Origin of the sequence: Bartonella sp. CL266QHHD, assembly GCF_042195355.1 — a bacterium.
Lineage (GTDB): Bacteria > Pseudomonadota > Alphaproteobacteria > Rhizobiales > Rhizobiaceae > Bartonella.
This window is the reverse complement of record NZ_JBHIOD010000042.1, coordinates 88,079-100,632: the sequence shown is the minus strand read 5'-3', so window position 1 is coordinate 100,632 and position 12,554 is coordinate 88,079. Positions and strand designations below refer to the sequence as shown.

General features: G+C 36.4%; 8 protein-coding genes. 4 read left to right on the top strand and 4 right to left on the bottom strand.

The window, feature by feature from the left end; genetic code table 11:
• The first annotated feature begins 87 nt into the window (after positions 1 to 87).
• On the top strand, positions 88 to 699 hold the full coding sequence (locus ACFIK7_RS05725; protein WP_273791265.1) for an invasion associated locus B family protein: 612 nt from the start codon (positions 88 to 90) through the stop codon (positions 697 to 699).
• Positions 700 to 786: 87 nt separating this feature from the next.
• Here ACFIK7_RS05725 and ACFIK7_RS05720 read toward each other — a convergent pair whose 3' ends face one another.
• Entirely contained in the window at positions 787 to 3,414 is a 2,628-nt protein-coding gene (locus tag ACFIK7_RS05720) for an Rne/Rng family ribonuclease (protein ID WP_375663069.1), read from the bottom strand.
• A 586-nt stretch (positions 3,415 to 4,000) separates the two neighbouring features.
• On the opposite strand from ACFIK7_RS05720, the gene ACFIK7_RS05715 reads away from it, so the two are divergent.
• From ACFIK7_RS05715 to prfB, 3 genes are all read left to right on the top strand, one after another.
• On the top strand, positions 4,001 to 5,230 hold the full coding sequence (locus tag ACFIK7_RS05715) for an N-acetylmuramoyl-L-alanine amidase (RefSeq protein ID WP_375663068.1): 1,230 nt from the start codon (positions 4,001 to 4,003) through the stop codon (positions 5,228 to 5,230).
• A 168-nt stretch (positions 5,231 to 5,398) separates the two neighbouring features.
• On the top strand, positions 5,399 to 7,864 hold the full coding sequence (locus tag ACFIK7_RS05710; protein ID WP_273791262.1) for a penicillin-binding protein 1A: 2,466 nt from the start codon (positions 5,399 to 5,401) through the stop codon (positions 7,862 to 7,864).
• A gap of 170 nt (positions 7,865 to 8,034) precedes the next feature.
• Positions 8,035 to 9,163 (top strand): peptide chain release factor 2 gene (gene prfB / locus ACFIK7_RS05705; RefSeq protein ID WP_375663067.1). Its coding sequence is split into 2 segments (ribosomal slippage): positions 8,035 to 8,103 and positions 8,105 to 9,163, totalling 1,128 coding nucleotides; the frame shifts between segments, so codons are not numbered across the junction.
• 339 nt (positions 9,164 to 9,502) lie between these two features.
• Here prfB and ACFIK7_RS05700 read toward each other — a convergent pair.
• From ACFIK7_RS05700 to ACFIK7_RS05690, 3 genes are all read right to left on the bottom strand, one after another.
• On the bottom strand, positions 9,503 to 9,988 hold the full coding sequence (locus tag ACFIK7_RS05700) for a peroxiredoxin (RefSeq protein ID WP_273791260.1): 486 nt from the start codon (positions 9,986 to 9,988) through the stop codon (positions 9,503 to 9,505).
• 183 nt (positions 9,989 to 10,171) lie between these two features.
• Positions 10,172 to 11,425 (bottom strand): tyrosine--tRNA ligase, encoded by a 1,254-nt coding sequence (gene tyrS / locus ACFIK7_RS05695; protein WP_375631146.1) that lies wholly within the window; start codon positions 11,423 to 11,425, stop codon positions 10,172 to 10,174.
• Between the two features lie 321 nt (positions 11,426 to 11,746).
• On the bottom strand, positions 11,747 to 12,427 hold the full coding sequence (locus tag ACFIK7_RS05690; RefSeq protein ID WP_273791258.1) for an alpha/beta hydrolase: 681 nt from the start codon (positions 12,425 to 12,427) through the stop codon (positions 11,747 to 11,749).
• Positions 12,428 to 12,554: the final 127 nt, after the last annotated feature.

The window sequence follows — 12,554 nt, the reverse complement described above, 5'->3', positions numbered from 1 at the left end:
ATTATAATTTAATAAATTTAAGTTGGAATTACATTTAATATTTTTTTTAAAGTTACTTAAGAGCGCGTTGAAAGGATTAACTTAATCATGTCGCATAAAAATGTTTATTCTGCTGTTTCAGTATTAGTTGGAGCCGCTGCCCTTTTTCTTATAGCTGGTATTTCTGCAAATGCGCAAACTTTATCACAAGGTTGGTACAAAGTTTGCAGTAAGCAGCATGATGTTGATATTTGTAATACAATGAATACTGTATTATCGAATACGGGACAACCTTTAACGGCTTTTAATCTTGTTGAAATAAAAGGGAAGCAAAATGAAAAACGTATAGGTATTCAAGTACCTACTGGGCGTTTTTTGCCAGAAGGTGTTCACATTAAAATTGGTGACGAGTTCTCTAAAAAAATTCCTTATATTATTTGTAATGGACCAAGTTGTATTGCTAATGATGTCTTAGATGATAAGCTTATAGCAGCTATGAAAAGTGGAACAAAAATGGTTGTAACCACAGTTAATTTTCGTGGTTCAGCTAATCCTATTGAATTTTCTCTTAATGGGTTTACAGCGGCCTATACCGGTCCTGGTATGGAGGAAAAAGATTTTCAACAAGAACAAATAAAGCTGCAGCAAGCCATTCAATCAAAGCAAAAAGAAATTGAAGAGCGTATGCGGGCTGAGCAAGAAAAAGCAAAACAAAAGTAATAAATCCACACTATAGAATTGGTTGAAACGTTTTCTATAATTGTTTATTTGAACCGCCACAGTTTTCTGTGGCGGTTTTTTTAATCCTTAATTTTTCGAAAGAATTCTGCGTTTCCACCAACCAATACGTTCAGTTTTGGAAGAATCATTAGGCGTTGATGAAATAACAACGGATTGATTAATTGTTTCTTCAATTTTGGAAGGAGAGGTTTGTACAACTTCCTCCATCTCGATTACAGTTTCTTGCTCTAATATTTTTTGTATTTGCGTCTCTTTAGAAGATGATTTTTTACGTGTTCCACGTGTTGATTTTTTACTCTTTTCAAGAGCTTTATCTTCTACCTCATGAATAGATTTGTCTGCTTTTTTTGTTTTAGCTTTACGCATCGAACTGGTTGTAGGTTTTTCTTCAAGAGATTTTTGTTCTGCAACATTTTGATCATTCTCTAAAGAAAGCTGATTTTCTACTACTTTTGAAGAACGTGTTTTACGTTTTTTAGGTTTAATACTTGTATCAATTTTTTCAGATTCACCCTGTTGTTGTATATCTAGAGCTTGTGTATTATTTGTTGTTTCTTCAAGTTCAAAAGATTTAGTAGGCGAAATACGACGTTTGCGATGCGCTGCTTTAATTTCTGCCAAAGCGTTCTTAGCAAAATCTCCCACTGGTTCTGCGTAAGGAACGCGAATCTGATGAAAACTATTATCTTGATTGCGTCGACCACCACGACGTCCTCGACGACGTCCTCGACGATAAGAATCATCATTCAAAGTATCTTCTTTTTTATGAACGTTGGAGAGAGAATGATCAGTAATTTCACCGTGACGATTTTTGCGCCGACGCTTTTGGTTTGTTTCAATGGGAGAAGGATTTTCAATAGATTCACTCTTTATGAAAACAGAATCTTCAATTTCTTGCTCATTGGCATCTTCCAATGAAGATCGAGAAATGCTCTCTGCTATTGAGCCTTTAGAAATAACAAGATGTTGCGTTCCAATACTATCATCTGCTTCAATACTAATATTAAGCTTAAAACGAGCTTCTAAATTAACAAGAATGTTGCGTTTATGATTTAATACATAAAGCGCTGTTGCTACGGGTGTGCGCACGATAATATTATATTGCGAATTATGAAGAAGATATTCTTCAATTGAGCGCATGACATGTAACGCAATGGATGATTCAGAACGTATATTTCCTGTTCCTGCGCAATGCGGGCAGGGCTGTGTTGTACTTTCTAAAACCGATATGCGAATACGTTGACGACTCATTTCTAAAAGGCCGAAGTGTGAAATATGACCTACTTGAATACGAGCACGATCGTTTTTTAAACAATCTTTTAATTTTTTTTCGACCAGCTTCACATTGCGTTCTTCAAGCATATCAATAAAATCAATCACAATTAAACCAGCAAGGTCACGCAAGCGTAATTGCCGCGCTACTTCTTCAGCAGCTTCAAGGTTAGTTTGTAAGGCTGTCTTTTCGACAGAGAATTCTTTCGTGGAGCGGCCAGAATTTACGTCAATAGCAACAAGTGCTTCTGTTTGATTAATAACAAGATAACCACCAGATTTTAAAGAAACTTGTGGTTGCAACATTTTATCAAGTTGAATTTCAATATTATTTCTTGCGAAAATGGGTGTAGGATCACGGTAAGGTTGCACAACTTTTGCATGACTTGGCATGAGCATACGCATAAAGTCTTTCGCTTCACGATATCCTTGGTCTCCAGAAACAAGAATTTCACTAATGTTCTTATTGTAAAGATCTCGTATAGAACGCTTGATGAGATTGCTTTCTTCATGGACAAGGCATGGCGCTGTTGACTCGAGTGTCAAAGTGCGAATAGTATCCCATAGCCGCATAAGATATTCATAATCACGTTTAATTTCAGCTTTTGTTCTATTGGCACCAGCAGTTCGTAAGATAACGCCCATACCTTTTGGAACAGCTAATTCTTTTACGATTTCTTTAAGACGCTTACGGTCTTGTACGTTCGTAATTTTTCGTGAAATACCACCACCACGTGCTGTGTTGGGCATTAGAACAGAGTAACGACCTGCTAGAGATAAATATGTTGTAAGGGCAGCACCTTTATTACCACGCTCTTCTTTGATAACTTGTACCAACAAAATTTGACGTCGTTTAATGACTTCTTGAATTTTATACTGGCGCCCTTGTTTTCTTTGATAAATTGGGAGCTCTTCACGGATGTCCTCAGCACCGACCATTTCGATCTCATCATCAGAGATATCGGCATTTAATGCTTCTTCTGTATTATCAATTATTGTCGCTTCAGATGTGATGTCACTTTCAATATCGGCTGCAATGACATTGTTTTTTCCATTTTTTTTTGTTCTTCTGGAGCGTTTTTTATTTTTAGTTGCTTCTTCCGTAAAGGTATCTACAGAATTTTCTCCTATAGCTGCTTTTTCCTCTTCTTCAAGAAGAGCAAGTCGATCAGCAATAGGAATTTGATAATAATCAGGATGAATTTCAGAAAATGTTAAAAAACCATGTCGGTTTCCACCATATTCAACAAAAGCTGCTTGGAGAGACGGTTCTACACGCGTAATCCGTGCGAGATAAATATTCCCCTTGAGCTGTTTTCTATGTTCTGATTCAAAATCAAGTTCTTCAATTTTGTTGCCGTGAACAACAACAACACGAGTTTCCTCCGGATGGGAGGCATCTATAAGCATTTTGTTTGACATAAGTTAATATCCTGAAGGCGACATGCACAATTTTATTCAAACGAACGCTATAACTATTCGTAAACATAAAAGGCTGTCTGCCATAAAAGGGAGGTACCAGAAAAACAGGACGGAACACCACGTGCAGAGGCATGACTGCATTTACACCATTTCTCATCATTATTTCCATCTGTTTTTTATGACTCATATTTCTTAAAAGTCTCCGGTAAAATAATCTTTAAAACAGTTCGGATATCCGAACCAACGAATCTTAAGTAATGCAATCCTAATATTATAACATAGAAATTTTTCATCCATAAAAAAGTCTCAACGCATAATAGGCAAAAAACCTCTAAAGACAACTTAATATGAGTTACAGATAATTTAGATGACTATTATCAGCTAGGAAGCATAAATATTCTTTTATGTTGATATCATGCGTTTGGCAAGTAACAATGTAAATCATGTATAATTATAATATCTTTATGACCTTAATTTCGTTTTTGGGTGTTTATTTAGCTTTTATTGAAAAATAGAGAATAAATTGGTGTATCATTTTATATAACCAAGATAAATTATTACAAAGGTAATGTAGAGTATTTTGCTTATGATAAGAGTTTTTTTTACCAAAAAGCTGAAAACAGCTTATGGGGATGTTATTGTGCTCGTCACATACTTTTTATTATCTTTTTTTCTACTCCAAACCAGTGTTCAAGCCGCAGATCCTCTGAGACTTATTAATTTTCGAACCATTGGTGATAGTGTTCATACGCGTATTATTGCGGTTTTTAATTCAAAACCAAATGTTCGTTTACAGATTTTGGACAGGCCAGCACGTTTGGTTATCAATTTACCTACAATTGACTTTTCGATGCAAAATACGCCTTTAAAGAAACGGAATACATTATCCGTTATGCTTTCAGATGTACGTTATGCTTTCTCTGATATACAGACTTCACGCATTATTTTGACAAGTAAAACGGCTTTTGTGGTTGAAAAAAATGTCGTAAAAAAATTAAATAATGGTTTATGGCAGTTGCTGATTGATATTCGTAAAAGTACACAGGAAAAATTTGATGAGATATTAAAAAAACAGCAAAGAAGCAATTTTGATACACAAACACAGTTAATGCCAGCATATAATTTCCGTGTTGTTCTTGATCCTGGTCATGGTGGTATTGATGGTGGTGCACGGGGTGTTACTGGAATTTTAGAAAAAGATGTGACTTTAGACTTTGCGCGTGCATTGCGAGACGAATTACAAAAGGATTCTCATATTACCGTTGCTTTAACACGAGATTCCAATATTTTTTTAAGACTAAGTGAAAGAGTTAAAAAAGCGCAAGAGTTTGATGCTGATCTTTTTATATCTATTCACGCGGATACGATTGATTTACATTCTCTTCGCGGTGCTACAGTGTATACCATATCAGAAAAAGCCTCTGATGCCATTGCAAAATCTTTAGCTGAAAATGAAAATAAAGTTGATTTGCTTGATGGTTTGCCTGCAGATGAAACGCTCGAAGTTACAGATATTTTGATGGATCTTACACGACGTGAAACACATACATTTTCGGTTAATTTTGCAAATAGTGTTATTTCAAGTTTATCAAAGAATCATATTAACTTGATTAATAACCCACATCGGTATGCTAATTTTCAAGTTTTAAGAGCTTCAGATATACCCTCAGTCTTGATAGAGATAGGTTATTTATCCAATAAAGAGGATGAAAAGTTACTAAATGATCCTCATTGGAGAAAACAAATGGCAGCCTCTATTGCTCATTCTATTCGTCAATTTGCTGATTATAGGCAGAAAATGATACAGCCTCTTTAAATTTGTGAGAAAATAGAGTATCAATATGGGCTTCTAGTGTACCCTAGTATAAATAAAAGATAGAAAACAATTTCTCTTGATCTCAATCTTGTGGTGATATCCACTTGGTGTGTTTGAAGTAACGTATTTTTTCTTTAATTAATTCTTAAGAAAGCGATAGCCGTTTTTATGATAATTTTTTTAAGATATCTTCTTCGTTTTTTTATTGCTATTGGACTTTGTGGTGCAATAACGTGGGGTGTTATGACCAGTGGTCAAGCAAATGCACTCCCTGATTATGAAGTTCTTTCACTTTATGAGCCGCCGGTAATGACCCGCGTCCATGCTTCTGATGGCCGTCTTATGGCAGAGTTTGCAACAAAACATCGCCTCTATTTACCGATTCAATCAATACCAAAGCTTGTTATAAATGCTTTTATTTCGGCTGAAGACAAAAACTTTTATCATCATTTTGGTTTAGATCCTGAAGGACTTTCTCGAGCTTTGATCAATAATATTCGTAATATTGGTTCTGGAAGACGTCCAGAGGGTGCATCAACTATAACGCAACAAGTCGCTAAAAACTTCCTTTTAAGTTCAGAAACAACGTTAGAACGTAAATTTAAGGAAGCTATTTTAGCAATGCGTATTGAGAAAACTTATTCAAAAGATCATATTCTCGAACTTTATCTCAATGAAATTTATCTGGGTCGTGGCACTTATGGTATAGCAGCTGCTTCTTTGACTTATTTCAATAAATCCGTCAATGACCTGACGCTAGAACAATGTGCTTATTTGGCTGCTCTTCCAAAAGGACCAGCAAATTATGATCCATTTAAGAATACACAACGTGCTATTGATCGGCGTAATTGGGTTATAGACCGGATGATTGCAAATGGATATGTAACGCGTGAACAAGGTGAAAAAGCGAAAGCTAAACCTTTAGGAGCGACAATACGTGGGAGTGATAGCTATGTTTTTGCGGCTGATTATTTTACTGAAGAAGTACGGCGTCGTTTAATACATCGCTATGGGGCTAAAACACTTTATGAAGGTGGGCTTTCCATTCGTACAACGCTTGATCCGCATTTACAACTTATTGCGCGACGTGCTTTGCACGATGGATTAATTAGATTTGATCATGCGCAAGGATGGCGTGGAGCTTATGCGCATATTGATGAGAAAAGTGATTGGGGGACAGAACTTGCAAATATCACAGGGCTAAGTGATGTTCCTGAATGGCGTTTAGCTGTTGTTCTTTCTACTAATCCCAACAAAGTAGAGATTGGTTTACAGCCACAGCGCGAAGCTTCAGGTATATTATCAAAAAAACGGGAAATTGCTGTTTTATCTGAAGCTGATTCAAAATGGGCACTCCATGTTGTAAAAGAAAATGGTTATCGAAAAACTGTTCAGAGCTTATCTCATGTTCTGCAAGTTGGGGATGTCATTTTTGTTGAAAAACTACCCAATACAAATAATACTTATCGTTTACAACAAATTCCAAAGGTTGAAGGTGCAATTGTTGCTATGGAACCTCATACAGGGCGCGTTCTTGCTATGGTGGGAGGATTTTCTTTTGCCGCATCTGAATTCAATCGTGCAACCCAAGCTTATCGCCAACCGGGGTCTGCTTTTAAGCCTTTTGTTTATGCAGCAGCTCTTGATAACGGATATACACCAGCATCCGTTGTTTTAGATGGCCCCATTGAAGTTCGTCAATATAATGGTGAAGTTTGGCAACCCAAAAATTATGGAGGTACCTTTGCAGGACCTTCAACGTTGCGTTATGGTATTGAGCGTTCTCGTAATCTTATGACAATACGGCTTGCCAATGATATGGGAATGCCTCTTGTCGCTGAATATGCAGAACGCTTTGGGATCGTAGATAAATTGCAGCCTTATCTTCCCATGGCTTTAGGGGCTGGCGAAACAACAGTATTACGAATGGTTACAGCTTATTCAGTTATTGCCAATGGGGGACGCTCTATTAAACCTTCTCTGATAGACAGAATTCAAGATCGTTATGGGAAGACAATTTATCGTCATGATGATCGTATTTGCGAAAATTGTAATACGCATTCATGGAATAATCAAAGTGAGCCCACATTGATTGATGAAAGAGATCAAGTTCTTGACCCTATGACGGCTTATCAGATTACATCGATGATGGAAGGGGTTGTTCAGCGTGGTACTGCGGCACGTTTACGTTATCTTAATCGACATATTGCTGCTAAAACAGGAACAACCAATGACTCTAAGGATGTCTGGTTTATGGGATTTACTCCTGATATTGTCGTTGGTATTTTTGTCGGTTATGATCAACCAGCTCCGTTAGGATATAATGGAACAGGAAGTTCATTAGCTGCGCCTATTTTTGGTGATTTTATGGCAGATGCTCTTAAAGGGAAGCCAGATGTTCCCTTTAAGATGCCAAAGGGCATGATTTTAATGCCAATTAATCGAAAAACAGGAATGCTTGCCGAAAGAGGAGATCAAGATGTTATTATAGAAGCATTTAAACCAGGGACTGGTCCTGCTGATATATATCAAGTTATTGGGAGTACAAATTCTTTTCAAGAAGGTGTTCCTGCAGTAACGACTTCTCCACAAGTCAACAAAGCACTTGAAAGTGGGACAGGTGGGCTGTATTAATCGAAAAAATCTCCTTTTGCCATGAGTCATGGTTTTTATCTCTTTTTTACAATGTCTGTTCTGTAAATAGAGTGATAGAATTGTACCATTTTCTGATAGCAGCTATTAAATTTGTATAAAATGCTAAGAGACACAACCAAAAAGAGTTTTTAAAAATACGGTGTTAAATTATGCGAGCAGAAATAGAAACATTAGTTGATGAAATCCAGAAAGCAATACAATTGCTAAGGGGGCATCTTTGACTGGGATCAATCACTAAAGCGTCTCGAATATCTTAATCAAAAAGCAGAAGATCCATCATTATGGGATGATGCACAACGAGCACAGGATATGATGCGTGAGCGTCAACGTCTTGATGATTCAATCAATGGTCTTTTATCATTTACAAAAACACTTGAAGAATGCATTGAGCTTATTGCGATGGGCGAAGAAGAAAGTGATGTTGAAATTATCGCTGATGCAGAAAGATCAATACGTAATCTTAAAAATGAGATAGATAAAAGGCAAATTGATGTACTTCTTTCAGGAGAAGCAGATCCGAATGATACCTATTTAGAAGTTCATGCTGGAGCAGGGGGAACAGAAAGCCAAGATTGGGCTTCTATGCTCTTACGTATGTATATGCGATGGGCTGAACAGCATGAAATGAAGGTTGAAATTTTAGAAATTCATGATGGAGAAGAAGCAGGAATAAAGTCAGCGACTATTCTTGTAAAAGGGCATAATGCTTATGGAATGTTAAAAACAGAATCAGGCGTTCATCGTTTAGTGCGGATTTCTCCATTTGATTCGAATGCAAAGCGCCATACCTCTTTTGCAAGCATTTGGGTTTATCCAGTTATTGATGACAATATTGAAGTTGATGTTTCAGAGGCAGATGTGCGTATTGATACATATCGTGCATCGGGAGCAGGAGGACAACATGTTAACACGACAGATTCTGCTGTTCGCATCACGCATATAAAAACGGGTATTGTTGTTCAATGTCAAACAGAGCGCTCTCAACATAAAAATCGCGCTACGGCTTGGTCGATGTTGCGTGCACGGCTTTATGAAGAAGAGCTTAAAAAAAGAGAAGAAGAAGCCAATGCTGCTGAATCTTCTAAAACAGAAATCGGATGGGGACATCAAATTAGATCTTATGTTCTTCAACCCTATCAGCTTGTCAAAGATTTGCGTACAGGAATTGAAAATACGGATCCACAATCCGTACTTAATGGTAATTTAGATGCATTTATAGAGGCAGCGCTCGCACGGCGCATTTATAGACAAGACAAAAAAATTGAGGATATTCGTTAATTATATATCCTTCCTTCAAGCCATGTAGATTTTTTCTTAAGCTGTTCGTTTTATTGATGTTGTGATGTTACGATAGTCCTTGATACTTTAAAGGTTTAAAGAGGGATTTTCTTGTTTCTTTCTTCATTTTTTTCTCATACGCCAATTCTGCTTATGATATTGCAAGTGATAGGAAGAATCTGAAATAAGAAAAATTTGGGATATTCGGGGGACTAATATAAATGTAAAACAATTCATTATCCTTATAAATCAATATATTGTAAAAATTGAATCCGTTGAAAAACTAAAATCAATTAAGGAGGATAACTTTTGCTTTTTAAGGTAAATCAAACACTCAATTTACAAGTTACCATTATGATATAAAAGTGTTGCAGTAGCTAAAACATTTTCTGCATGCCCAGATACGCTTACTTTACGCCATTCTTCTGCTATTATTCCATTTGCATCAATTAAAAAAGTGCTCCGTTCAACTCCCATATATTTGCGTCCATACATGCTTTTCTCAACCCAAACACCATAAGCTTCGAGGGTTGTTTTTTCTTCATCAGAAACCAAGATGACATCAAGTTCATGTTTTACTTTAAATTTATCATGTTTTTTTACATTATCTGGAGAGATTCCAATAACAGAAACACCGATTTCATCAAATTTCATCTTTAATTTTGTGAAATCAAGTGCTTCGCTTGTGCAACCACTGGTGTCATCTTTTGGATAAAAATATAAAACAACAGACTTTCCTTTAAAGTCAGAAAGACATACCATCTCTCCTCCATCGCGCGGCAAATTAAAATCAGGAGCAAGAGCACCTTTCATTGGTCTTGTCATTATTTTCATCTTTCTTTCTTGTGTAACAGGTATAAGATATCAGAGTACACAGAAGAAAAGAACTATTCAACTCTCTAGAATATTATTGTTTTGAAGAGACCTTTATTTCCTAACAAAACTCGCCCTATCACAACAATTGAATTGAAAGAACAAGGTCGACAACATAAACAAAACAGCAAAAGATTATACTGGTTTCATCACAACATGTTTTTTCTTACCAAAAGAAAGTTTAACGGTTCCTTCTGCACTGACATCCCCTTCAATAATAAGATGTGTTTCATCCTCAATAATTTGATCATTTACACGGACCCCCCCACCTTGAACGTGTCGGCGTGCCTCACTATTAGATCTAGCGAGTCCTGCTTGTACTAAAAGAGTGAGCAATCCAACACCTTTTTTTAATTCTGAGGCATTAATTTCAACAGTTGGAAGATTTTCTCCTAGAGTTTTTTCTTCAAACGTCTTGCGAGCTGTTTCTGCTGCTGCATCAGCAAGAACACGTCCATGCAACATTGCTGTAATTTCTGTTGCAAGAATTTTTTTTGCTTCGTTAATTTCTGTCCCTTGTAATAGAGAAAGTTTAAGAATCTCATCCATTGGCAATGGAGTATAGAGCTTTAGAAATCGTGTTACATCAGCATCTTCTGTATTGCGCCAGTATTGCCAAAATTGATAAGGTGAAAGCTTATCCGCATTCAGCCATACAGCCCCATTCAATGATTTACCCATTTTGGCACCGGAAGAGGTTGTCAGCAATGGTGATGTTAACGCATATAATTGCGGTGTTCCTAAACGATGCCCTAATTCGATTCCGTTAATAATGTTGCCCCACTGATCAGAGCCCCCCATTTGCATACGCAATCCATAACGTTTATAAAGTTCAACAAAATCATAAGCTTGCAGAATCATATAATTAAACTCTAAGAATGACAAAGAGTGCTCACGCTCAAGTCTGAGTCTAACGGAATCAAATGACAACATACGATTGACAGAAAAATGTTTTCCTACATCACGCAAAAATTCTAAGTAGTTTAAATTGCATAACCATTCCGCGTTATTCACAATACAAGCATCGGTTTCTCGGTCACCGAATGTCAAATAGTTAGCAAATACCTTTTTAATACCATCAATATTTTCAGCAATATCATTTTGTGTCAGAAGGCGTCGCGCTTCATCTTTGAAAGAAGGATCACCAATCAATCCGGTTCCTCCACCCATTAAAGCAATGGGGCGATGACCTGTTTTTTGTAACCAATAAAGCATCATAATCTGAAGAAGACTTCCAGCATGTAAACTCGATGCTGTTGGGTCAAATCCAGTATAAGCGCTTACAGTTTCTTTTGAAAAAAGATCATCTAAGCCTTTTTCATCTGAAATTTGGTGGATAAAACCACGTTCGCTCATAATGTGTAAAAAATCAGATTTAAAGGCAAACACAGATTTAATTTCCTAATTTAAGAGTGCATTATTTTATAGAATAGGCGATTATATAATGAGTTATTAATGCGTTATCTATCATAACTGACACACACCTCACAAGAGAAAGAGACATATTGGTAACATAAAGATAATAATACAGGTATTATTTCCTTTTTACGTTAAAAAAGAGACTTATCAGTGATAGAAAACAGGTATGCTGTTATTCTCATTTCTATCCTGAAATAAAATTTAGAAAAATTTTAAATGCAAACTGAAAAAATTACTTTGTTATGATCAGAAACGACTTTTGCTAATTTTTTATAAATCTATCGTATTTTCCTAAGTTAGTGAAAGTATTTCAGGAGGAGGAGCGAGAAGTTCATTGGAGATATGGTTATCCAAATAGTGGGCACATCGCTCAATAAGTTCTTCATGACATCCACTGAAAAAGTGATTAGCCTCTTCTAATATTTCTTGTGTGATGATGATACCTTTTTGTGTTTTTAATTTATCGACAAGTATTTGAACATCTTTTGGAGGGGAAACTTTATCGATACCGCCATGAATGATAAGCCCAGAGGAGGGACAAGGTGCAAGAAATGAAAAGTCATAAACATTAGGCTGAGGGGCAACTGAGATAAATCCCTCAATTTCCGGTCGGCGCATTAAAAGCTGCATACCAATCCATGCTCCAAATGAATATCCTGCTACCCAACAATTTTTAGAGTCTGGATGTTGTGTTTGCACCCAATCGAGAGCAGCAGCAGCATCTGAAAGTTCTCCTATTCCATAATCAAATTCACCCTGACTACGACCAATACCACGAAAGTTAAAACGTAAAGTTGTAAAGCCACGTTGTTGGAACATATAAAAGAGGTCATAGACAATTTTATGATTCATAGTTCCACCAAATTGGGGATGAGGATGTAAAATAATCGCAATGGGTGCATTTTTTTGTTGTGAAGGTTGATAACGTCCTTCGAGCCGACCCGCAGGACCGTTAAAAATAATTTCTGGCATAAAATGCTCCTTAAATGCAATAAAAGGCTTTCATTGATCTTGGTCGACTTTTACCATAGAATCTCTTAAATAATTATTAGATATTCTTTTTTTAGTGCACTTTTCAAGAAAATTGCGCTATTTTTTT